The sequence below is a fragment of the Streptomyces sp. NBC_01515 genome (genome assembly GCF_045040345.1).
GTDB lineage: Bacteria > Actinomycetota > Actinomycetes > Streptomycetales > Streptomycetaceae > Streptomyces.
The window spans coordinates 6,619,383-6,641,957 of the sequence record NZ_CP109416.1 but is presented as its reverse complement, the minus strand read 5'-3'; the positions used below and the strand labels follow the sequence as shown (position 1 = coordinate 6,641,957).

The 22,575-nt window shown below is 68.1% G+C and carries 21 protein-coding genes; 4 read left to right on the top strand and 17 right to left on the bottom strand.

The window, feature by feature from the left end; genetic code table 11:
* Nucleotides 1-4: 4 nt before the first annotated feature.
* From nuoL to OG407_RS30070, 12 genes are read right to left on the bottom strand one after another with little or no spacing between them, the layout of a single operon-like run.
* A complete protein-coding gene (nuoL, locus tag OG407_RS30125) occupies nucleotides 5-1,900 on the bottom strand; it encodes an NADH-quinone oxidoreductase subunit L (RefSeq protein ID WP_405862785.1) in 1,896 nt (631 codons plus the stop codon).
* A gap of 14 nt (nucleotides 1,901-1,914) precedes the next feature.
* Nucleotides 1,915-2,214, bottom strand: a complete 300-nt coding sequence (nuoK, locus tag OG407_RS30120) for an NADH-quinone oxidoreductase subunit NuoK (RefSeq protein WP_016437642.1) — start codon at nucleotides 2,212-2,214, stop codon at nucleotides 1,915-1,917.
* A complete protein-coding gene (locus OG407_RS30115) occupies nucleotides 2,211-3,056 on the bottom strand; it encodes an NADH-quinone oxidoreductase subunit J (RefSeq protein WP_405862784.1) in 846 nt (281 codons plus the stop codon). Before OG407_RS30115 ends, nuoK begins: the two co-directional genes overlap by 4 nt.
* A complete protein-coding gene (gene nuoI, locus OG407_RS30110) occupies nucleotides 3,053-3,655 on the bottom strand; it encodes an NADH-quinone oxidoreductase subunit NuoI (RefSeq protein ID WP_366497389.1) in 603 nt (200 codons plus the stop codon). The genes OG407_RS30115 and nuoI overlap by 4 nt, the downstream gene beginning before the upstream one ends.
* On the bottom strand, nucleotides 3,648-5,018 hold the full coding sequence (gene nuoH, locus OG407_RS30105; RefSeq protein ID WP_405862783.1) for an NADH-quinone oxidoreductase subunit NuoH: 1,371 nt from the start codon (nucleotides 5,016-5,018) through the stop codon (nucleotides 3,648-3,650). Before nuoH ends, nuoI begins: the two co-directional genes overlap by 8 nt.
* Nucleotides 5,015-7,543, bottom strand: coding sequence for an NADH-quinone oxidoreductase subunit G (locus OG407_RS30100; RefSeq protein WP_405862782.1), 2,529 nt, complete (start codon nucleotides 7,541-7,543; stop codon nucleotides 5,015-5,017). The genes nuoH and OG407_RS30100 overlap by 4 nt, the downstream gene beginning before the upstream one ends.
* Entirely contained in the window at nucleotides 7,540-8,886 is a 1,347-nt protein-coding gene (gene nuoF, locus OG407_RS30095; protein WP_405862781.1) for an NADH-quinone oxidoreductase subunit NuoF, read from the bottom strand. Before nuoF ends, OG407_RS30100 begins: the two co-directional genes overlap by 4 nt.
* Entirely contained in the window at nucleotides 8,886-9,737 is an 852-nt protein-coding gene (gene nuoE, locus OG407_RS30090; protein WP_405862780.1) for an NADH-quinone oxidoreductase subunit NuoE, read from the bottom strand. Before nuoE ends, nuoF begins: the two co-directional genes overlap by 1 nt.
* Complete coding sequence (locus tag OG407_RS30085) at nucleotides 9,734-11,056, bottom strand: NADH-quinone oxidoreductase subunit D (protein ID WP_019061212.1); 1,323 nt, start codon at nucleotides 11,054-11,056, stop codon at nucleotides 9,734-9,736. Before OG407_RS30085 ends, nuoE begins: the two co-directional genes overlap by 4 nt.
* Nucleotides 11,053-11,793, bottom strand: coding sequence for an NADH-quinone oxidoreductase subunit C (locus OG407_RS30080; RefSeq protein ID WP_405862779.1), 741 nt, complete (start codon nucleotides 11,791-11,793; stop codon nucleotides 11,053-11,055). The genes OG407_RS30085 and OG407_RS30080 overlap by 4 nt, the downstream gene beginning before the upstream one ends.
* Nucleotides 11,790-12,344: an NADH-quinone oxidoreductase subunit B family protein gene (locus OG407_RS30075; protein ID WP_094215591.1), complete on the bottom strand. Its 555-nt coding sequence runs from the start codon at nucleotides 12,342-12,344 to the stop codon at nucleotides 11,790-11,792. Before OG407_RS30075 ends, OG407_RS30080 begins: the two co-directional genes overlap by 4 nt.
* 14 nt (nucleotides 12,345-12,358) lie before the next feature.
* The gene (locus OG407_RS30070; RefSeq protein WP_007383963.1) at nucleotides 12,359-12,718 is read right to left on the bottom strand and encodes an NADH-quinone oxidoreductase subunit A; all 360 of its coding nucleotides are present in this window, start codon (nucleotides 12,716-12,718) and stop codon (nucleotides 12,359-12,361) included.
* A gap of 745 nt (nucleotides 12,719-13,463) precedes the next feature.
* On the opposite strand from OG407_RS30070, the gene OG407_RS30065 reads away from it, so the two are divergent.
* Nucleotides 13,464-14,273: a C40 family peptidase gene (locus OG407_RS30065; RefSeq protein WP_328680273.1), complete on the top strand. Its 810-nt coding sequence runs from the start codon at nucleotides 13,464-13,466 to the stop codon at nucleotides 14,271-14,273.
* Nucleotides 14,274-14,468: 195 nt separating this feature from the next.
* The gene (gene def / locus OG407_RS30060; protein WP_405862778.1) at nucleotides 14,469-15,095 is read left to right on the top strand and encodes a peptide deformylase; all 627 of its coding nucleotides are present in this window, start codon (nucleotides 14,469-14,471) and stop codon (nucleotides 15,093-15,095) included.
* Nucleotides 15,096-15,107: 12 nt separating this feature from the next.
* On the opposite strand, the gene OG407_RS30055 is transcribed toward def, so the two are convergent.
* Nucleotides 15,108-16,391: a geranylgeranyl reductase family protein gene (locus tag OG407_RS30055; protein WP_019061216.1), complete on the bottom strand. Its 1,284-nt coding sequence runs from the start codon at nucleotides 16,389-16,391 to the stop codon at nucleotides 15,108-15,110.
* Between the two features lie 97 nt (nucleotides 16,392-16,488).
* Here OG407_RS30055 and OG407_RS30050 point away from each other — a divergent pair, with 97 nt between their 5' ends.
* The gene (locus tag OG407_RS30050; RefSeq protein WP_405862777.1) at nucleotides 16,489-16,995 is read left to right on the top strand and encodes a GNAT family N-acetyltransferase; all 507 of its coding nucleotides are present in this window, start codon (nucleotides 16,489-16,491) and stop codon (nucleotides 16,993-16,995) included.
* 120 nt (nucleotides 16,996-17,115) lie between these two features.
* Nucleotides 17,116-17,430: a PASTA domain-containing protein gene (locus OG407_RS30045; protein ID WP_405862776.1), complete on the top strand. Its 315-nt coding sequence runs from the start codon at nucleotides 17,116-17,118 to the stop codon at nucleotides 17,428-17,430.
* Here the strand turns inward: OG407_RS30045 and OG407_RS30040 are convergent.
* From OG407_RS30040 to OG407_RS30025, 4 genes are all read right to left on the bottom strand, one after another.
* On the bottom strand, nucleotides 17,423-18,133 hold the full coding sequence (locus tag OG407_RS30040) for a demethylmenaquinone methyltransferase (protein ID WP_405862775.1): 711 nt from the start codon (nucleotides 18,131-18,133) through the stop codon (nucleotides 17,423-17,425). The genes OG407_RS30045 and OG407_RS30040 overlap by 8 nt on opposite strands.
* A gap of 73 nt (nucleotides 18,134-18,206) precedes the next feature.
* A complete protein-coding gene (locus OG407_RS30035) occupies nucleotides 18,207-19,529 on the bottom strand; it encodes an acyltransferase (RefSeq protein ID WP_405862774.1) in 1,323 nt (440 codons plus the stop codon).
* Nucleotides 19,529-21,913, bottom strand: a complete 2,385-nt coding sequence (locus OG407_RS30030; RefSeq protein ID WP_405862773.1) for a bifunctional polysaccharide deacetylase/glycosyltransferase family 2 protein — start codon at nucleotides 21,911-21,913, stop codon at nucleotides 19,529-19,531. The genes OG407_RS30035 and OG407_RS30030 overlap by 1 nt, the downstream gene beginning before the upstream one ends.
* A gap of 19 nt (nucleotides 21,914-21,932) precedes the next feature.
* The gene (locus OG407_RS30025) at nucleotides 21,933-22,241 is read right to left on the bottom strand and encodes a hypothetical protein (protein WP_405862772.1); all 309 of its coding nucleotides are present in this window, start codon (nucleotides 22,239-22,241) and stop codon (nucleotides 21,933-21,935) included.
* Nucleotides 22,242-22,575: the final 334 nt, after the last annotated feature.

Below are 22,575 nucleotides of genomic sequence, written 5' to 3'. Positions count from 1 at the left end.
GGTATCAGACCGCCCTCATCAGCAGGGTCGCGGCGACGAGGATGGCCGCACCGCCGAACATCGAGACCGCGTACGACCGCGCGTAGCCGTTCTGCAGCTTGCGCAGCCTTCCGGAGAGGCCGCCCATGGAGGCCGCCGTGCCGTTGACGACGCCGTCGACCAGGGTGTGGTCGACGTAGACCAGGGAGCGGGTGAGGTGCTCGCCGCCGCGCACCAGGACGACGTGGTTGAAGTCGTCCTGGAGGAGGTCGCGGCGGGCGGCCCGGGTGAGCAGCGATCCGCGCGGGGCGACGGCCGGGACCGGCTTGCGGCCGTACTGCGCCCAGGCGATCCCGACGCCGATGACCAGGACGACCATGGTGGCCAGGGTGACCGTCAGGGCGCTGACCGGGGAGTTGCCCTCCTCGTGGCCGGTGATGGGCTCCAGCCAGTGCAGGAAGCGGTCGCCGATGCCGAAGAAGCCGCCGGCGAAGACCGATCCGAAGGCCAGCACGATCATCGGGATCGTCATCGTCTTCGGGGACTCGTGCGGGTGCGGCTCGTTGCCGTTCTCGTCGGGCTGCCAGCGCTTCTCGCCGAAGAAGGTCATCAGCATCACGCGCGTCATGTAGAACGCCGTGATGGCCGCGCCCAGCAGGGCCGCGCCGCCGAGGATCCAGCCCTCGGTGCCGCCCTTCGCGAAGGCCGCCTCGATGATCTTGTCCTTGGAGAAGAAGCCGGACAGGCCCGGGAAGCCGATGATGGCGAGGTAGCCGAGGCCGAAGGTGATGAACGTGACCGGCATGTACTTCCTGAGGCCGCCGTACTTCCTCATGTCGACCTCGTCGTTCATGCCGTGCATGACCGAACCGGCGCCGAGGAACAGCCCGGCCTTGAAGAAGCCGTGCGTCACCAGGTGCATGATCGCGAAGACGTAGCCGATGGGGCCGAGGCCCGCGGCGAGGACCATGTAGCCGATCTGCGACATGGTCGAGCCGGCGAGGGCCTTCTTGATGTCGTCCTTCGCGCAACCGACGATCGCACCGAACAGGAGCGTGACGGCACCGACGACGGTGACGACCAACTGGGCGTCGGGTGCGGCGTTGAAGATCGCTCCGGAGCGGACGATCAGGTACACGCCCGCGGTCACCATGGTCGCCGCGTGGATGAGGGCCGAGACCGGGGTCGGGCCCTCCATCGCGTCGCCGAGCCAGGACTGCAGCGGCACCTGGGCGGACTTGCCGCAGGCGGCGAGCAGCAGCATCAGGGCGATGCCCGTGAGCTTGCCCTCGGAGGCGTCACCGACGTGGCTGAGGACCGGGCCGAAGGCGAAGGTCCCGAACGTCGTGAACATCAGCATGATGGCGATCGACAGGCCCATGTCGCCGACCCGGTTGACCAGGAAGGCCTTCTTCGCGGCGGTGGCCGCGCTGGGCTTGTGCTGCCAGAAGCCGATCAGCAGGTAGGAGGCGAGACCGACGCCTTCCCAACCGACGTACAGGAGAAGGTAGTTGTCGGCGAGGACGAGGATCAGCATCGCCGCGAGGAACAGGTTCAGATAGCCGAAGAAGCGGCGCCGGCGCTCGTCGTGCTCCATGTACCCGACCGAGTACAGGTGGATCAGCGAGCCGACACCGGTGATCAGCAGGACGAAGGTCATCGACAGCTGGTCGAGGCGGAAGGTGACGTCCGCCTGGAAGCCCTCGACGGGGACCCAGGTCCACAGGTGCTGCATGAGCGTCCGGTGCTCGGCGTTCTTCCCCAGCAGGTCGGTGAAGAGGACGACACCGATCACGAAGGAGGCGGACGACAGGATCGTGCCGATCCAGTGGCCGACGGCATCGAGCCGCCGGCCGCCGCACAGCAGGACGACCGCTCCGAGCAGAGGCGCCGCTACCAGCAGCGCAATCAGGTTCTCCACGATTCAGCGACCCCTCAGAGCTTCATCAGGCTGGCGTCGTCGACCGAGGCCGAGTGGCGGGAACGGAACAGCGACACGATGATCGCGAGCCCGACCACGACCTCCGCGGCGGCGACGACCATCGTGAAGAAGGCGATGACCTGACCGTCGAGGTTGCCGTGCATCCGGGAGAAGGTGACGAACGCGAGGTTGCAGGCGTTGAGCATCAGCTCGATGCACATGAACACGACGATCGCGTTCCGCCTGATCAGCACGCCGGTCGCGCCGATCGTGAACAACAGGGCGGAGAGATAGAGGTAGTTGACGGGGTTCACTTCGACGCCTCCTCGGTCCGCTTGAGGTTCGCCGGCTCGATCTCGGTGCGCTCCAGACGCTCCTCGGCGCGCTGCTCCAGGGCCCGCAGGTCGTTGAGCGCCTCGCTGGACACGTCACGGATCTGGCCGCGGTCACGGAGTGTCTTGCTGACCGTGAGCTCGGACGGGGTGCCGTCGGGCAGCAGGCCCGCGATGTCCACCGCGTTGTGCCGGGCGTAGACGCCGGGGGCGGGCAGCGGCGGGAGGTGCTTGCCCTCGCGGACGCGCTGCTCGGACAGCTCGCGCTGGGTCTTGGGCCGCTCGGTGCGCTCGCGGTGCGTGAGCACCATGGCGCCGACGGCGGCCGTGATCAGCAGGGCGCCGGTGATCTCGAAGGCGAACACGTACTTCGTGAAGATGAGGGCGGCCAGGCCCTCCACGTTGCCGTTCGCGTTGGCCGTGCCCAGGCCGTTGAACTGCGTGATCGAGGCGTTGCCGATGCCCGCGAGCAGCAGGATGCCGAAGCCGAGTCCACAGAGAAGGGCCAGCCAGCGCTGGCCCTTGATGGTCTCCGTCAGGGAGTCCGCGGCCGTGACGCCGACCAGCATCACCACGAAGAGGAACAGCATCATGATCGCGCCCGTGTAGACGACGATCTGCACGATGCCCAGGAAGTAGGCGCCGTTGGCGAGGTAGAAGACCGCCAGGATGATCATGGTCCCGGCGAGGGAGAGCGCGCTGTGCACCGCCCTCCTCATGAGGACGGTGGACAGGGCGCCGATCACCGCGACCGTGCCGAGGACCCAGAACTGGAAGGCCTCGCCGGTGGAGGTGGAGTAGGCGGCGGCGAACTGCGCGCTCATGCCTCCGCCCCCTCTTCTTCGGGCTTCTCGCCCTTGGAGACGGCTACTTGGGGCACCGTGCCCGGTGCGGCCTCCGTCACCAGGCCCCGGTAGTAGTCCTGTTCGTCCATCCCCGGGTAGATGGCGTGCGGGCTGTCGACCATGGTGTCGTCGAGGCCCGCCAGCAGCTGTTCCTTGGTGTAGATGAGGTTCGCGCGGCTGGTGTCGGCCAGCTCGAACTCGTTGGTCATCGTCAACGCGCGCGTGGGGCACGCCTCGATGCACAGGCCGCACAGGATGCAGCGGGCGTAGTTGATCTGGTAGACGCGGCCGTACCGCTCGCCCGGCGAGTAGCGCTCCTCGTCGGTGTTGTCGGCGCCCTCCACATAGATGGCGTCGGCGGGGCAGGCCCAGGCGCACAGCTCGCAGCCGACGCACTTCTCCAGGCCGTCCGGATGGCGGTTGAGCTGGTGCCGTCCGTGGAACCGGGGGGCTGTGGTCTTCTCCTGCTCCGGGTACTGCTCGGTCAGCCGCTTCTTGAACATGGCCTTGAAGGTCACGCCGAAGCCGGCCACGGGGTTCTGGAAACCGGGTTTGGTCTCCTTGGGCTCCTCAGCCATCGGACGCCTCCTTTCCATCCAGAGATCCGTCACTGCCAGTATCCGAGCCACCACTGACAATCAGCTCCCGCTCGCGTCGCGAGGGGCGCCGAGGCACCGGTGGCAACTCCTGTCCCGGCAGCGGCGGTACGGGGAATCCGCCCGCCATCGCGTCGAACCCGGCGGGTTCCTCGGCCAGTTGCGCGTCGTCCTTGGCCTTCTGGCGGAACATGTCCGCGATGAAGGACAGCAACAGCAGGACGAGCACACCGCCGCCGATGTAGAGGGCGATGTCGGCGAAGTCGTAGTTCTCGTTCTTCAGGGTCCGTACGGTCGCGACGAGCATCAGCCAGACCACGGAGACCGGGATGAGGACCTTCCAGCCGAGCTTCATCAACTGGTCGTAGCGCACGCGCGGGAGGGTGCCGCGGAGCCAGATGAAGAAGAACAGCAGCAGCTGGACCTTGATGACGAACCAGAGCATCGGCCACCAGCCGTGGTTCGCGCCCTCCCAGAAGGAGCTGATCGGCCACGGGGCCCGCCAGCCGCCCAGGAAGAGCGTGGTCGACACCGCGGAGACCGTCACCATGTTCACGTACTCGGCGAGCATGAAGAGCGCGAACTTGATGGACGAGTACTCGGTGTTGAAGCCGCCGACCAGGTCGCCCTCGGACTCCGGCATGTCGAAGGGGGCGCGGTTGGTCTCGCCGATCATCGTGATGATGTAGATGATGAAGGAGACCGGCAGCAGGATGATGTACCAGCGGTCGTGCTGTTGTTCAACGATCGTCGAGGTCGACATCGACCCGGAGTAGAGGAACACCGAGGCGAACGCGGCGCCCATCGCGATCTCGTAGGAGATCATCTGGGCGCAGGAGCGCAGGCCGCCGAGCAGCGGGTAGGTGGAGCCGGAACTCCAGCCGGCGAGGACGATGCCGTAGATGCCGACCGAGGCGACCGCGAGGATGTAGAGCATCGCGATCGGCAGGTCGGTGAGCTGCATCGTGGTGCGGTGGCCGAAGATCGAGACCTCGTTGTCGGCGGGCCCGAAGGGGATCACCGCGATCGCCATGAAGGCCGGGATGGCCGCGATGATCGGCGCGAGGACGTAGATCACCTTGTCCGCGCGCTTGACGATCAGGTCTTCCTTGAGCATCAGCTTCACGCCGTCGGCGAGCGACTGGAGCATGCCCCACGGGCCGTGCCGGTTGGGGCCGATGCGCAGTTGCATCCAGGCGACGACCTTGCGCTCCCAGACGATCGAGAACAGCACGGTGATCATCAGGAACGCGAAGCAGAACACCGCTTTGACGACGACCAGCCACCACGGGTCGCGGCCGAACATCGAGAGGTCTTCGGCAGCGAGGTACGGGTACGGGCTCATGCCTCCACCTCCTTGGGGGCCTCGCCCGCGAGCGTGGCCGGGCCGATGCGGACGAGTGCGCCGGGCAGCGCCCCGGTGTCGGAGGCGACGCCCCCGCCGGTGGAGTTCAGCGGGAGCCAGACCACCCGGTCGGGCATCTCCGTGATCCGCAGCGGGAGTTCGACCGTTCCGGAGCCGCCGGTCACGGCGAGCGCGTCACCGTCCTTGACGCCCGCCTCGGCGGCCGTGGCGGCCGACACGCGCGCGTGGGCGGCGTGCCGGGTGCCCGCGAGTGCTTCGTCGCCCTCCTGGAGCGCGCCCTGGTCGAGCAGCAGCCGGTGCCCGGCGAGCACGGCCTCCCCCGCGGCCGGCCGGGGCAGCACGCCCGCGGTCTCCAGCGGATCGCTGGCCCGCGGCCCGTCCCAGGGCCCGAGCCGGTCCAACTCCGCGCGCGTGGTGCGCAGATCGGGCAGACCCAGGTGTACGTCCATGGCGTCGGCCAGCATGTGCAGCACGCGCGCGTCGGTCGGCGCGAGGGTGCGGGTCATCTGGTCGGGCTTGAGCGCGGCGTCGAAGAAGCGGACCCGGCCCTCCCAGTTGAGGAAGGCGCCCGCCTTCTCGGCGACCGCCGCGACCGGGAGGACGACGTCCGCGTGTTCGGTGACCTCGCTGGGCCGCAGTTCGAGCGACACCAGGAAGCCGACTTCGTGCAGTGCCGCACGCGCGCGTGCCGGGTCGGACAGGTCGCCCGGCTCCACACCGGCGACGAGCAGTGCCCGGAGTTCACCACCGGCGGCGGCCTCGACGATCTGGCCGGCGTCGCGGCCGTAGCGGTGCGGGAGTTCGGCGACGCCCCAGGCGACGGCGACCTCGTCACGCGCGCGTGGGTCGGTGGCCGGACGTCCGCCCGGCAGCAGCGACGGCAGCGCGCCCGCCTCGATCGCCCCGCGTTCCCCGGCCCGGCGCGGAATCCACACCAGCCGGGCACCGGTCGCGAACGCGGCCCGTACGGCGGCGGTGAGACCCCCGGCGACGGCGGCCAGCCGCTCGCCGACGACGATCACGGCGCCCTCGGTGCGCAGCGCCTCGGAGGCGCGGGCGCCGTCGTTCTCCAGACCGAACCCGCTGGCGAGCGCGTCCAGCCACTCGGTCTCGGTGCCGGGAGCGGCCGGCAGCAGGATGCCGCCCGCCTTGTCCAGTCCGCGCGTGGCGTGGGTGGCGAGCGAGAACACCCGCTGCCCGTGCGTGCGCGAGGCCTTGCGCAGCCGCAGGAAGACGCCGGGCGCCTCCTCCTCGGACTCGAACCCGACCAGCAGGACGGCGGGCGCCTTCTCCAGGGAGGTGTACGTGACGCCGTTGCCGTCGAGGTCCCGGCCGCGGCCGGCGACCCGGGCGGCCAGGAAGTCGGCCTCCTCGCTGCTGTGCACACGCGCGCGGAAGTCGATGTCGTTGGTGTCGAGCGCCACGCGCGCGAACTTGCTGTACGCGTAGGCGTCCTCGATGGTGAGGCGGCCACCGGTCAGAACACCGGTGCGGCCCCGCGCGGCCGACAACCCCTGGGCGGCGGCCTCCAGGGCCTCCGGCCAGGACGCGGGCTCCAGGACGCCGTCCGCGTTGCGCACCAGGGGCGTCTGCAGCCGGTCGCGCTGCTGCGCGTACCGGAAGCCGAAGCGCCCCTTGTCGCAGATCCACTCCTCGTTGACCTCGGGGTCGACGGCGGCCAGGCGCCGCATGACCTTGCCGCGCCGGTGGTCGGTGCGGGTCGCGCAGCCACCGGAGCAGTGCTCGCACACGGAGGGCGTGGAGACCAGGTCGAAGGGGCGGGAGCGGAATCGGTACGCCGCCGAGGTCAGCGCGCCCACCGGGCAGATCTGGATGGTGTTCCCGGAGAAGTACGACTCGAAGGGGTCGCCCTCACCGGTGCCGACCTGCTGGAGCGAGCCCCGCTCCAGGAGCTCGATCATCGGGTCGCCCGCGATCTGGTTGGAGAAGCGGGTGCAGCGCGCGCACAGCACGCACCGCTCGCGGTCCAGCAGCACCTGGGTGGAGATCGGGACGGGCTTCTCGTAGGTCCGCTTCTTGCCCTCGAAGCGGGACTCGGCGTTGCCGTGGGACATCGCCTGGTTCTGCAGGGGGCACTCGCCGCCCTTGTCGCAGACCGGGCAGTCCAGCGGGTGGTTGATGAGGAGCAGCTCCATCACGCCGTGCTGGGACTTCTCCGCGACGGGCGAGGTGAGCTGGGTCTTGACGACCATGCCGTCCGTGCACGTGATCGTGCAGGACGCCATCGGTTTGCGCTGGCCCTCGACCTCGACGATGCACTGGCGGCAGGCGCCGACCGGGTCGAGGAGGGGATGGTCGCAGAACCTGGGGATCTCGATGCCGAGTTGCTCGGCGGCGCGGATGACCAGAGTGCCCTTGGGCACGCTGATCTCGGCGCCGTCGATCGTCAGCGAGACGAGATCCTCGGGCGGGACCGCCGCGTCGCTCCCTCCGGAGGAGCGTGAGCCCGCGGCGGAGCCGCTAGTCGACTGCTGTACCGTCATGCGTTCACCTCCGTGCGGTCGGCCCAGGCCGTGGACTTGGCCGGGTCGAAGGGGCAGCCCCGGCCCGTGATGTGCTGCTCGTACTCCTCGCGGAAGTACTTGAGCGAGGAGAAGATCGGCGAGGCGGCGCCGTCGCCGAGGGCGCAGAAGGACTTGCCGTTGATGTTGTCGGCGATGTCGTTCAGCTTGTCGAGGTCGGACATGGCGCCCTTGCCGGCCTCGATGTCGCGCAGCAACTGCACGAGCCAGTACGTCCCTTCACGGCACGGGGTGCACTTGCCGCAGGACTCGTGGGCGTAGAACTCGGTCCAGCGGGTGACGGCGCGCACGACGCAGGTCGTCTCGTCGAAACATTGCAGAGCCTTGGTGCCGAGCATGGAACCCGCGGCGCCCACTCCTTCGTAGTCAAGAGGGACGTCGAGGTGCTCGTCGGTGAACATCGGCGTGGAAGACCCGCCCGGCGTCCAGAACTTGAGGCGATGCCCGGCCCGCATGCCGCCGCTCATGTCGAGCAGTTGACGGAGGGTGATGCCGAGCGGCGCCTCGTACTGACCGGGACTGGTGACATGGCCGCTGAGCGAGTAGAGCGTGAAGCCCGGAGACTTCTCGCTGCCCATCGACCTGAACCATTCCTTGCCTTTTTGCAGAATGGCGGGAACTGACGCGATCGACTCGACGTTATTCACCACAGTCGGGCACGCATAGAGGCCCGCGACCGCAGGGAAAGGGGGACGGAGCCGCGGTTGACCACGGCGGCCTTCGAGCGAGTCGAGCAGCGCGGTCTCCTCACCGCAGATGTACGCGCCGGCGCCCGCGTGCACGGTGAGCTGGAGGTCGAGTCCGCTGCCCAGGATGTTCTCGCCGAGGTAGCCCGCCTCGTACGCCTCGCGTACGGCCTCGTGCAACCGCCGCAAAACGGGGACGACTTCACCACGCAGATAGATGAAGGCATGCGACGACCTGATGGCATAACACGCGATGACAATGCCCTCGATGAGGCTATGCGGGTTCGCGAAGAGGAGCGGGATGTCCTTACAGGTTCCCGGCTCCGACTCGTCGGCGTTGACAACTAGATAGTGTGGTTTTCCATCCCCTTGGGGAATGAATTGCCATTTCATTCCGGTGGGGAAGCCGGCGCCACCGCGACCGCGCAGACCGGAGTCCTTCACATACGCGATGAGGTCGTCCGGAGACATGGCGAGCGCCTTGCGGAGCCCCTCGTATCCCTCGTGCCTCTTGTAGACGTCCAGACTCCAGGACTTGTCCTCGTCCCAGAAAGCCGACAGTACGGGTGCGAGCAACTTCTCGGGGCTGTGGTCTTTCAGTTCGGGTGCCAAGGTCATCACTCCCCCTCCTCGGCGACAGGCCCCGCCGGGTGGGCGGGATCCGAGGCCGACGTGTCCTGCGGCGCATCGTGCGAACTGAGGTGCTCGGTCGTCGGCGACTGGTCCTGCGGCGCCGAGGAGCCCCGCGGATGGACCACGCGCGCGGGTGCGGTCTCTCCCCTGGCCAGGCGGAGGCCCACCAGCGACGCGGGTCCCGCACCGCCGCTCGCCTCGACGGCCCCTGGCCGCTCGTCGGGGAAGCCGGCGAGGATCCGCGCGGTCTCCTTGAAGGTGCACATCGGCGCCCCGCGCGTGGGCTCGACCGGAGCGCCCGTGCGCAGGTCGTCGACGAGGCGCCGGGCGCTGGCCGGGGTCTGGTTGTCGAAGAACTCCCAGTTGACCATCACCACCGGCGCGAAGTCGCAGGCCGCGTTGCACTCGATGTGCTCCAGAGTGACCTTGCCGTCGTCGGTGGTCTCACCGTTGCCGACGCCCAGGTGCTCCTGGAGGGACTCGAAGATCGCGTCGCCGCCCATCACCGCACACAGGGTGTTGGTGCAGACCCCGACCTGGTAGTCACCGCTCGGCCGGCGCCGGTACATCGAGTAGAAGGTCGCCACCGCGGCGACCTCGGCCGTCGTCAGGCCCAGCAGGGTCGCGCAGAACTGCTGCCCGGTGCGCGTGACATGCCCCTCCTCCGCCTGCACGAGATGCAGCAACGGCAGGAGGGCCGAGCGGGAGTCCGGGTAGCGGGCGATGATCTCCCGCCCGTCGGCCTCCAGTCGGGCCCGGACGTCGTCCGGGTAGGCGGGCGCGGGCAGTTGGGGCATGCCCAGACTGACGCCCTGCTCCGAAGAACTGGTGGTCACCGGTCGACGCCTCCCATCACGGGATCGATGGACGCGACGGCGACGATGACGTCGGCGACCTGGCCGCCCTCGCACATCGCCGCCATGGCCTGAAGGTTGGTGAAGGACGGGTCCCTGAAGTGGACCCGGTAGGGGCGGGTGCCTCCGTCGGACACGGCGTGCACCCCGAGTTCGCCCTTGGGCGACTCGACCGCCGCGTACGCCTGTCCCGGCGGGACGCGGAAGCCTTCGGTCACCAGCTTGAAGTGGTGGATCAGGGCCTCCATGGAGGTGCCCATGATCTGCTTGATGTGGTCGAGCGAGTTGCCCAACCCGTCCGGCCCGAGAGCGAGTTGGGCGGGCCAGGCGATCTTCTTGTCGGCGACCATGACCGGGCCGGGCTGCAGCCGGTCCAGGCACTGCTCGACGATCCTCAGCGACTGGCGCATCTCCTCCAGGCGGATGAGGAAGCGGCCGTAGGAGTCGCAGGTGTCGGCGGTCGGGATGTCGAAGTCGTACGTCTCGTAGTCGCAGTACGGCTGCGCCTTGCGCAGGTCGTGCGGCAGACCCGTCGAGCGCAGGATCGGGCCGGTGGCGCCGAGGGCCATGCAGCCGGCCAGGTCGAGGTAACCGACGTCCTGCATACGGGCCTTGAAGATGGGGTTCCCGGTGGCGAGCTTGTCGTACTCGGGGAGGTTCTTCTTCATCTTCTTCACGAACTCGCGGATGTGGTCCACCGCGCCGGGCGGCAGGTCCTGGGCGAGTCCGCCGGGGCGGATGTACGCGTGGTTCATCCGCAGGCCCGTGATGAGCTCGTAGATGTCGAGAATCATTTCACGATCGCGGAATCCGTAGATCATGATCGTGGTGGCGCCGAGTTCCATGCCGCCGGTGGCGATGCACACCAGGTGGGAGGACAAGCGGTTCAGCTCCATCAGGAGCACCCGGATGATCTTCGCCCGCTCGGTGATCTGGTCCTCGACGCCGAGGAGTTTCTCGACGGCGAGACAGTAGGCGGTCTCGTTGAAGAAGGACGTCAGATAGTCCATGCGCGTCACGAACGTGGTGCCCTGCGTCCACGTGCGGTATTCGAGGTTCTTCTCGATACCGGTGTGCAGGTAGCCGATGCCGCAGCGGGCCTCGGTGACCGTCTCGCCGTCGATCTCCAGGATCAGACGGAGCACACCGTGCGTGGAGGGGTGCTGGGGCCCCATGTTGACGACGATGCGCTCGTCGTCGGCCTTGGCCGCGGACTGGACCACCTCGTCCCAGTCGCCACCGGTGACCGTATATACGGTGCCCTCGGTGGTTTCCCGAGCGGATGCTGACTGCGTGCTCACGAGTACGACCTCCGCTGGTCCGGAGCCGGGATCTGGGCGCCCTTGTACTCGACGGCGATGCCGCCGAGGGGGTAGTCCTTGCGCTGCGGGTGGCCCTGCCAGTCGTCCGGCATCATGATCCGCGTCAGGGCCGGGTGACCGTCGAAGACGATGCCGAAGAAGTCGTAGGTCTCGCGCTCGTGCCAGTCGTTGGTCGGATAGACCGGGACCAGGGACGGGATGTGCGGATCGCTGTCCGGGGCGCTGACTTCGAGGCGGATCAGCCGGTTGTGGGTGATCGAGCGCAGGTGGTAGACGGCGTGCAGCTCGCGGCCCTTGTCGTGCAGGTAGTGGACCGCGCTGACGCCGGTGCAGAGTTCGAAGCGCAGGGCCGGGTCGTCGCGCAGGGTCTGGGCGACGCGGACCAGGTGCTCGCGTTCGATGTGGAAGGTGAGTTCACCGCGGTCGACGATCGTCTTCTCGATCGCGTTGCCGGGCAGCAGGCCCTGTTCCTCCAGGGCGCCCTCCAGTTCGTCGGCGACCTCGTCGAACCAGCCGCCGTAGGGCCGGCTCGTCTCGCCCGGCAGGCGGACCGAGCGGACCAGGCCGCCGTAACCGGAGGTGTCGCCGCCGTTGTTGGCGCCGAACATGCCGCGCTGGACGCGGATCTCCTCGCCCTCGCCGCGCTGGCCGGGGAGGTTGGAGTCGCCCGGGTCCTGCTCCGGGTCGGCTCCGTTGGTGCCGTTCGCGTCACTCACCGCAGCAGGCCCTTCATCTCGATGGTGGGCAGTGCCTTGAGCGCCGCTTCCTCCGCCTCACGGGCAGCCTCCTCGGCGTTCACACCGAGCTTGGAGGTCTGGATCTTGTGGTGGAGCTTGAGGATCGCGTCCAGCAGCATCTCGGGCCGTGGCGGGCAGCCCGGGAGGTAGATGTCGACCGGGACGATGTGGTCGACGCCCTGCACGATCGCGTAGTTGTTGAACATGCCGCCCGACGAGGCGCAGACGCCCATGGAGATGACCCACTTGGGGTTCGGCATCTGGTCGTAGACCTGCCGCAGCACCGGCGCCATCTTCTGGCTGACCCGGCCCGCGACGATCATCAGGTCCGCCTGGCGGGGAGATCCGCGGAAGACCTCCATGCCGAAGCGCGCCAGGTCGTAGCGTCCGGCGCCGGTCGTCATCATCTCGATGGCGCAGCAGGCGAGTCCGAACGTGGCCGGGAAGACGGACGCCTTGCGCACCCAGCCCGCGGCCTGCTCGACGGTGGTCAGCAGGAAACCGCTCGGCAGCTTTTCTTCGAGTCCCATGAGTTAAAGGCCCCTCAGTCCCATTCCAGGCCGCCGCGCCGCCATACGTACGCGTACGCGACGAAGACGGTGAGCACGAAGAGCAGCATCTCCACGAGCCCGAAAACACCCAGGGCGTCGAAGGTGACGGCCCAGGGGTAGAGGAAGACGATCTCGATGTCGAAGACGATGAAGAGCATCGCCGTCAGGTAGTACTTGATGGGGAAGCGCCCGCCGCCGGCCGGCGTGGGGGTCGGCTCGATACCGCACTCGTACGCTTCGAGCTTGGCCCGGTTGTATCGCTTCGGACCGATCAGCGTGGCCATGACCACGGAGAAGATCGCAAAGCCTGCCCCGAGGGCTCCCAGTACGAGGATGGGCGCATACGCGTTCACCGCTCCTCGCTCCTCTCAGTCGGCACTGACTGCTGGCGATGGCATCGGGTCCGCTTCCGGCTCACGCGCCGCTCAACCCCCGTTCGTCCCAACGAAGATCGAGAACATGTGAAGCAGGTCACAAGCCCAACTGCCTCGCATCTTATGCCCGGCGCTCTGTGATCTGCGACACGGGGTATTACACAAGCTTTGTGATCTCCACCACCTGACGGTGGATCATCAAGTCGGGCGGGCGGTGATCTTCGCACGTGAAGCGTCCGACTGATCACCAGAGGTGACATTTCCGCTCGTCATCGCAGGCCGAGGGTGGCATCTCAATATCAAGAGGCTTCCCTTGCATGCAAATTGGAGTTGGACGCGGCGGCTTGATAGTGGAAGCCCGTTCACACATCAGGGGGAGGCGCGCGGCACGGTGTGGACGCGTGCACGCGTTCACGAAGTCACTCGCTCGCGGTACCCACGCAGGACGCACGCATTCCGGTAACCGTTCCGTGACCTCCGCCACACTCATGAGAGGCGCATGAGAACGGGGCTTGGCCACCTGTCCCAACAGGTGGTAGGTGACGGGCAATTCGGGCGTACCGACGAAAGGCCGTGATCACGGGCCTGATCGCCCAGGTCCGCAATGTCCGTTACGGCGTCAATAAGGAACGAGACACCAGGGGTTGATGGTGCCCGTTGAACAATTGTGGCGCAGCACACGTTTCTTGAAGGTATGGAGGAGCCCCTGATACCGGTTGGTCTCATGTCCCACACCGCTCACATACGCAGCCACCGGAAACCCCGCCGCAGCGCGACGACGAACATCGCCGTGCGTGCCGGGGTTGCCGGTGGCGTTCTCAGCATGGCGGCGGCTGGTGCAGCCTCGGCCAACGCTGCCGAGACGACGCAGACCCTGCAACTGCCCACCCTGACGGCCGACCTGTCCACGCAGGTCGCCCAGTCCGCCGAGGCCACGCAGCAGGCCGCGGCGAACTACCAGCTGCAGGCCGAGCGCGACACGGCAGCCGCAAACGCCGCGAAGCAGGCCAAGGCGGACCTCGCGGTCGCCAAGAAGAAGGCGGAGGCCAAGAAGAAGGCCCAGGAGGCCGCTCGTAAGGACGCTGCGGCGCAGGCAGCCTCACGCAGCTCCCAGAGGACCACCCTGGCCTCTACGGCGACGACGAGCGCATCCACGAGCACCAGCTCGTCGACGGCGACCGGTTCGGCCGCGACCATCGTGGCCTTCGTGAAGGCGCAGATCGGCAAGTCGTACGTCCTGGGCGCCACCGGCCCCAGCGCGTACGACTGCTCCGGACTCGTCGGAGCCGCCTTCAAGCAGGTGGGCATCAGCCTGCCGCGTGTCTCCCAGGACCAGTCGACCGCGGGAACTCAGGTGTCCCTGAGCAACCTTCAGGCCGGCGACATCCTGTACTGGGGCAGCGCAGGCAGCGCCTACCACGTGGCGGTGTACGTGGGCGACGGCATGTTCGTCGGCGCGCAGAACCCCTCCACCGGCATCGTGGAGAGGCCGCTGTCGTACGACATGCCGACCGGCGCGGTGCGGGTGCTCTGAACCCGCGCACGACGCCGTGAGCATGGGGCCGCTGCCGCTCGGGGCAGCGGTCCCCTCGGCGTACCCTCCGGTCGCCCCGGACCCACGGGGCGTTCCCACTACCGGAGTTCGCGACTCTCCTGAAAGGCTCTCCTCTCAAGGTTCTCAAGTTCGGCTAACCAGACGGCCGGACGCCAAACATGAGGAGAGCAAGCCATGCCACGTGTCTTCGTCCAGGGCAGCCCCGTCGACTCCTACCCCCGGCCCGCGCCCGAGGCCGGACGCGGGTCCGTGCGACGCGTCACCGAGGTCGGCGAAGAGGTCCTGCACCGGCCGAGCCGGGACGTGACCGAGTTCGGGCCCGACCTCGCCGCACTCATCGACGACATGTTCCTCACCATGTACGTCGCCGAAGGAGCCGGCCTCGCGGCCAACCAAGTGGGCGTCGATCTGCGCCTGTTCGTGTACGACTGCCCCGATGACGATGGTGTCCGGCATGTCGGACACATCGTCAATCCGGTCCTCGACCCGCTCGACCCGGCCGGGCGCCGGCTGCTCGACGAGGGCGAGGGCTGCCTGTCGGTGCCGGGCGCCGTGATGGACGTACCGCGTCCGGACCGGGCCGTGGTGCGCGGGCTCGACAAGGACGGCAACGCGCTGGTGATCGAGGGCACGGGGTACTTCGCGCGCTGCCTCGCCCACGAGACCGACCACGTCAACGGTCAGGTGTACCTGGACCGGCTCTCCAAGCGGGACCGCAAGGAGGCGCTGCGGCAGGTGGCGGACCGGCGCGACGAGGTGTTCGCGCGCCGGGCCGCCAAGACAGCCGCGCTCAGCGGCTGATCGCACCCACGGTCACGCCTTCGGCGCCACCTTGCTCAGCCCGTTGATGATGCGGTCCATCGCGTCGCCGCCCGTGGGGTCGGTGAGGTTGGCCAGCATCTTCAGGGTGAACTTCATCAGCAGGGGGTGCGTCAGACCGCGCTGGGCCGCGATCTTCATGACCTTCGGGTTGCCGATGAGCTTCACGAAGGCGCGGCCCAGCGTGTAGTAGCCGCCGTAGGTGTCCTTGAGGACCTGCGGGTAGCGCTGCAGGGCGAGTTCACGGCTCGCGGGGGTCGGGCGGGCGTGGGCCTGGACGATGACGTCGGCGGCGATCTGGCCGGACTCCATGGCGTAGGCGATGCCCTCGCCGTTGAAGGGGTTCACCAGGCCGCCGGCGTCGCCGACCAGCAACAACCCCTTCGTGTAGTGGGGTTGACGGTTGAAGGCCATCGGGAGGGCGGCGCCGCGGATCGGGCCGGTCATGTTTTCGGGGGTGTAACCCCAGTCCTCGGGCATGGACGCGCACCAGGCCTTGAGCACCTCGCGCCAGTCCAACTCCTTGAAGGAATCAGAGGTGTTGAGGACACCGAGGCCGACGTTCGAGGTGCCGTCGCCCATGCCGAAGATCCAGCCGTAGCCGGGCAGCAGGCGGTCCTCGGCGCCGCGGCGGTCCCACAGTTCCAGCCAGGACTCCAGGTAGTCGTCCTCGTGGCGGGGCGAGGTGAAGTACGTCCGGACCGCCACGCCCATCGGGCGGTCCTCGCGGCGGTGCAGGCCCATCGCGAGGGAGAGGCGGGTGGAGTTGCCGTCGGCCGCGACCACCAGGGGCGCGTGGAAGGTGACTTCGCGTTTCTCCTCGCCGAGCTTGGCGTTGACGCCGGTGATCCGGCCGGTGCGCTCGTCGACGATCGGGGCGCCGACGTTGCAGCGCTCGTAGAGACGGGCGCCCGCCTTCTGGGCGTTGTGGGCGAGTTGTTCGTCGAAGTCGTCGCGCTTGCGGACGAGGCCGTAGTCCGGGAAGGAGGCGAGTTCCGGCCAGTCCAGCTGGAGTCGCACGCCTCCGCCGATGATGCGCAGGCCCTTGTTGCGCAGCCAGCCGGCCTCCTCGGAGATGTCGATGCCCATGGCCACGAGCTGCTTGGTGGCGCGCGGGGTGAGTCCGTCGCCGCACACCTTCTCGCGCGGGAACTCGGTCTTCTCCAGCAGGAGTACGTCGAGTCCGGACTTGGCGAGGTGATAGGCGGTGGCGGAGCCGGCTGGCCCCGCGCCGACGACGATCACGTCGGCGGTGTTTTCGGAGAGGGGCTCGGTCACGGCGGGATCTCCCCAAGTTCGGAATCTGCGTGCCGACCGGCACTGGACATGGGCAGTCTATTCAGCGCCACTGATCACCAGGCTGAAGGGCTGCCCCGTGAACCGAGCTCTCCCCGCAGTACGGCTGCGTGTCCCGACCGACGAGGACGCCGTGGCCTGGCACCAGGCCTTCGCCCACCCGGACGTCATGGAGTTCCACGGCGGGAAAGCCGCGGAGCTGTCCGTCTACGAGGAACTCACCGCCCGCCAGCGCCGGCACGACGCGGAGCGCGGTTTCTGCCTGTGGACGATGCTCGACGCGTCGGACCGCGTCATCGGCTTCACCGGCGCCCAGCCCTGGCCGCAGGACTGGGGACCGAAGGGTGAGATCGAGATCGGCTGGCGGCTGGGGCGGGAGTTCTGGGGCCAGGGGTATGTCACGGCAGCCGCGGAGACGACCCTGGAGCGGGTGCGGGCGGCCGGGGTGCCGAGCGTGGTGGCGATGGTGCTGGCCCGCAACACCCGGTCCATCGCGGTGACCCAGCGGCTGGGCATGCATCTCGCCGAGGTCTTCACCACGCCCTCGCGCGAGGAGGAGGGCCACTGCTACCGGCTCGAACTGTAACTCAGAGTAACTATCCGCTACAGAACGACACTTGACGCTTCCGGTCGGCACCGGACCGGGGTTACCCTTCCGGTACCGCTGGGGGTGACATCTGTGCGTATAACGCCCAAAACACCTGAAGTGCGCGTGCCACGGCTCGTCGGCCTGATGGCCGTGGACGCGCGCGAGACGGCCCGGTCGCGCGGGCTGTTCATCAACTCGCCGGACCGGCCCGACCTCCATCTCGCCGTCGTCGACTACGTCGTACGGCAGTACCCGCAGCCCGACGCCGAGGTGCCGCGGGACTCCGTGATCTACGTCTGGTTCGACTTCGGCGAGGGAGACGGCGGAGGCGGTATGCGCGAGCCGCGCATCCCCCGGCCGCCGAGCGGCGGAATGCAGCGCGAGCTGGACGAGCCGCCGGGCGACGCGTTCTTCGAGACGGTGATCAGGTAGCGGAGCCCACGCCGTCCTTGAAACCCCGGTGCAGGGCCACGATCCCGCCGCTGAGGTTGCGATACGCGACCTTCGACCAGCCGGCCTTACGGAGCCGCTCGGCCAGTGCGGGCTGGTCGGGCCAGGCGCGGATGGACTCGGCGAGGTAGACGTACGCGTCCGGGTTCGAGGAGACGGTCCGGGCGACCGGCGGCAGCGCGCGCATCAGGTACTCGGTGTAGACCGTGCGGAACGGCGCCCACGTGGGGTGCGAGAACTCGCAGATCACCACCCGGCCGCCGGGCTTGGTCACCCGGTACAGCTCGCGCAGCGCGGTGTCCGTGTCCTGCACGTTGCGCAGCCCGAAGGAGATGGTCACGGCGTCGAACGTGTCGTCCTTGAACGGCAGCTTCGTCGCGTCGCCGGCCGTGAGCGGCAGCCAGGGGTGGCGCTTCTTGCCGACCTGGAGCATGCCGAGGGAGAAGTCGCAGGGCACGACATAGGCGCCGCTGCGGGCGAAGGGGAGGGACGAGGTCGCCGTACCGGCGGCGAGGTCCAGGATCTTCTGCGCGGGGCGGGCGTCGACCGCCTTCGTGACCTCCTTGCGCCATCGGCGGTCCTGGCCGAGCGACAGCACGTCGTTGGTCAGGTCGTACCGTTCCGCCACGTCGTCGAACATCGAGGCGACTTCGTGCGGCTGCTTGTCCAGGGATGCGCGGGTCACGGGCCCATTGTGGCAGTACGGGCCCGGCACACCGAAGGCGCCCGGCCCGTACCGCCCGTACCGAAAAGGAATCTCACGACGGCAGCAGTCTCGGTTTCTTCTTCGCCGCCACGTCCTCCACCCAGCCGCACAGCACGATGAAGACGGCGATGAGAATCCAGCCGATGCCGAACATGAACCACTGGCTCCCCAGCGGCAGCCACTTCTCGAAGGCGGGCACCTTCCAGAACTGGTCGGTCAGCGGCACCGCGAGCACCAGCGCGATCTCGTGCCAGAGATAGATCGTCACGGCCCGCGAGTTGAAGATCGTGACGATCCGGTCGAGCTTCTTGAACCGGGTCAGCCAGGCGAAGTCGATGTTGAAGTAGGCCTTGGCCCACATCAGCAGCATGACGTAGCCGGCCGACCAGTACGTCTGGGCGAGCGGGTTCTCGTCCAGGTCGTACGTCCCGGCCTCGGCCTGGTGCGTGAAGGCGTACCAGCCGCCGAAGACGATCGCGGCGACCGACAGGGTCACCACCAGGAAGGGCTTCAGCTTCTGGAGCACCCCGTCGCGGTGGGCGAAGCCGAGGATCCAGCAGAAGAGGTACGTCGACAGGTCCCAGAGCGCGTTGCCGAAGCGGTTGTCCGGCCCCGCCCACACGTACTTGAGGACGACGATCGGCACAAGTGTCAGCAGCAGCACCGGAATCGGCGCCTTGCGGAAGATCCACAGCAGCACCGGCGAGAGCATCACGAACCACAGATACGTCCGCAGGTACCAGAGGATCTCCCAGGCCTGCGTGCCCCAGGCGTTGCCCGGCGGATCCCCGACGGGCACGATCCAGAACACGATCTGCCAGCCCGGCATCCAGTCGTGGATCATCATCGCCACGAGCACGAAGAAGCCCCAGAACCAGAACGGCGGCAGCAGCCTCCGCATCCGGCTCTTGACCACCTTGAACGCCGGCCGCTCCAGCGACTTCGCCATCAGCGTCCCGGCCAGCCCGAACATGATCCCCATCGAGGGGAACACCATCCCGCACCAGGCCCACCCGAAGGTGTGGTACGTCACGACCCGGACCAGCGCGACGGCCCGCAAGGTGTCGAAGTACCGGTCCCGGCCCACCTTTTGGGGCACGGGCGTCGGCTCTTCGGCAACCTCTTCGACCACCGGCTCGGGCTCGGGCGCCGGCTCCGGTTCTACGACGGGCAGGGGCGCCGTCGCGTACGGCGGCTGCCCGTGGTCGACGTACTGCTGCTGCTCGTAGGGGTGTTGTACGTAGGGCTGGGGCTGGCCGTACGCCTGAGGCTGCCCGTATCCGTCGTAGCCGTACGGCTGTTGGGGCTGCTGCGGTTGCCCGTAGCCACCCCCGTACCCCTGCTGTTGCTGTTGTTGTTGCTGTTCCCAGCTCATCAGCTCGCCCCCGCCGGTGTGCCGACCTCGCCGGTGCGCTTGAGTTTCTGCCAGCGCAGCCGGCCGCCGGTCAGGGCGGTGATGCTGGAGTGGATGAGGACGAGGTACATCATCTGGCGGTAGGCCAGTTGCTGGAGCGGCATCATCAGCAGGTAGCGGTACTTCTCCCGGTCCAGCCTGAACGCGTAGGCCGCGCACAGGAGTTGGATGCCGAGGACCGCGAACCACATCGCGAGGGACGCCCAGAAGTCGACGAAGATCATCGAGTAGACGGTGAAGACGTCGATCAGCGGGGCGAAGACCGGCGTGATGATCTGGAAGATGACCACCAGCGGCATGCCGACCCGGCCGAAGCGGCCCGAAGGACCCTTGTCCGTAAGGGACTTGCGGTGCTTCCACAGCGCCTGCATGGTGCCGTAGGACCAGCGGTAGCGCTGCGACCAGAGCTGCTTGAGGGAGGCCGGGGCCTCGGTCCAGGCCTTGGCGTGCTCCTGGTAGACGACCCGCCAGCCCTCGCGGTGCAGGGCGATGGTGATGTCGGTGTCCTCGGCGAGGGTGTCCTCGCTCATGCCGCCGACGGCGAGCACGGCCTCGCGGCGGAACGCGCCGATCGCGCCCGGGATGGTGGGCATGCAGCGCAGCAGGTCGTACATGCGGCGGTCGAGGTTGAAGCCCATCACGTACTCGATGTGCTGCCAGGCGCCGATGATCGTGTTGCGGTTGCCGACCTTGGCGTTGCCCGCGACCGCGCCGACCTCGGGGTCGGCGAAGGGCTGCACGAGGTGCCGTACGGTGTCGGGTTCGAAGACGGTGTCGCCGTCCATCATCACGACGATGTCGTAACTCGCGCTGCGCACACCGTTGTTGAGGGCGGCGGGCTTGCCCGCGTTCTCCTGGCGGATGACCCGGACGTTCGTCATGCCGAAGGAGCGGGCCGCCTCGCGGGCGATCTCGGAGGTGCCGTCCGAGGAGCCGTCGTCGACGACGATGACCTCGATCGGGTGGGTGCTCTTCGCCAGCGACTCAAGGGTGTTGGCGATGCACTCCTTCTCGTTGTACGCCGGGACGATCACCGTCACCGGGCGGGTGACCGTCGGTCCCCAGCTGAACCTGCGTTTGTTGCGCTGTCTGTAGTGGCGCCGGGCGAGGATCAGCATCATCCCGAAGCGGCTCATGACAGCGACGCCGACGACGGTGAGGCCGGCCGCGAGTCCCGGCACCACCCACTCGGCGACGGTGACGGCGTAGATGAGCGCCTTGCCCTCGTAGAGGGTCATGCCGGTGGCCTCGCGGTGGGCGCCCTGGAGGACCGAGGTCTGCCGGGTGCCGTTGCGGTTGTTGCCCGTTCCGGTGCCGCCGACGGCCGAGTCGACCGGGGTCCGGCCGGTGCCGCCCGCCCCACCGGTGCCGCCGGGTGCGGCGGACGGCTGGGCGCCGGCCTCGACGTTGCCGGTGCTCGTCCCGGCTGCCGCGCCCGTGCCCGTGACAGGCCGGGTGGCGGAGTTGTTCTTGGCGATGGCGCCGCTCACCGTGGTGAACGTGTAGCCCTTCGCCTTCATCTTCGCGATGTACGTGGGCAGCGCCTTCATGGTCTGCGAACGCACACCACCGGCGTCGTGGAACAGCACCGAGGAACCCGAAGTCCCGGACGGCGTCGCCCACTTGATGATCTTCGCGACGCCGGGCTGCTTCCAGTCGTCGCTGTCGGTGTCGACGAAGACGCTGGTGTAGCCGGACGCGCCGAGCTTCTTGTAGACCGGGTAGCTGTAGTTGTCGATGGCGTCCGTCTCCGAGGAGTACGGCGCGCGGAACAGCGTGGTGGTGATGCCGGCCGCGCCCGCGAGCGCGAGCTGGGTCTGCTCCATCTCGCGCTTGATGCGGGCGTCGCTCTGGTAGGAGAGGTCGACGTGGGTGAACGTGTGGATGCCCACCTCGTTGCCCTGCGCGACCATCTGCTTCACGATGTCCGGGTAGCGCGAGACCATCGAGCCCACCAGGAAGAACGTGGCGGGAACGTCGTACTTCTTGAGGATCTTCAGGACCGTGGGCGTGTAGGTGGGGTTCGGGCCGTCGTCGAAGGTGAGGACGATGGTCTTCTTCGGGATGGTCTGGGTGACCGGCTTGCCGTTCCGGAAGGTCAGGATCGGGCCGCCGTTGAGCACCTTGTCGGGGACCTTGTTGGCGCTCGCGCCGTCCCGGACGCGTTCGTCGCCGCCGACTTCCGCGCGCAGGTAGCCGTCGAGCAGCATCACGCAGGTGAGGCCGAGGAGAAGCAGCAGGGCGAGAATCACCCGGGGTCGCTGGAGCGCGGAGGCCTTGCCGGCCGCGCGTTCCATCCGGGTCGGGGCGCGTCGGCGCCCGCGCGAGGGAGTCGTCGTAGTCATGGCTGCGGGGGCGCTCCGGTCAGTGTGCGGTGGCTGAGGACGACGGGACCGCACCCGTGGGGGTGCCCGAGGGGATGTCGGTCGGGGCGCCGGTCGGAACACCGGAGGGCGCTACGCCGCCTCTGCCTCCGTCGGGGGCGTTGCCGCCGCCGGGAGCGGAACCCGCCTGGCCGCCGCCGAAGGGCAGCAGCGAGGAGGGGTTGAGCGAGATGCCCCAGCCCATGAACGCCATGCCGAGTACGAACGCGTACCCGAGGCAGACGGTGCCCATGAGGAGGCCGATCCGGCGCAGCACTTTTGACCGGCGGCCGGAGTTGTCAACGAACACGGGACCTTCAGCGGACCCGTTGCCGGCTTTGCGGCGGCGACCCCGCGCAGAGGCGCGGTTATCGATGGCGGACTCGGATTGCATTCCCCAGACATTAGGCCGCCTTTATGTGACCAAAACTCTGATTCTCTTGTGAGCCCGCCCAGAGAAAAGTCGCAACCTGTGCCTTCCCTTAGAGAACCCAGGAAAAGCCTTATGAGCGGCCGGTGTCAGTAGTGTCCCCAATTTTCCGCTTCGCCGCCCGGCTTGACCGTTTCGTGCAACGATACCCGTGGGTTTCCTATGTTTTTTCTGTCTTCGTGAGACACAGCCCCATGTGCTTCATTTAGCCTTC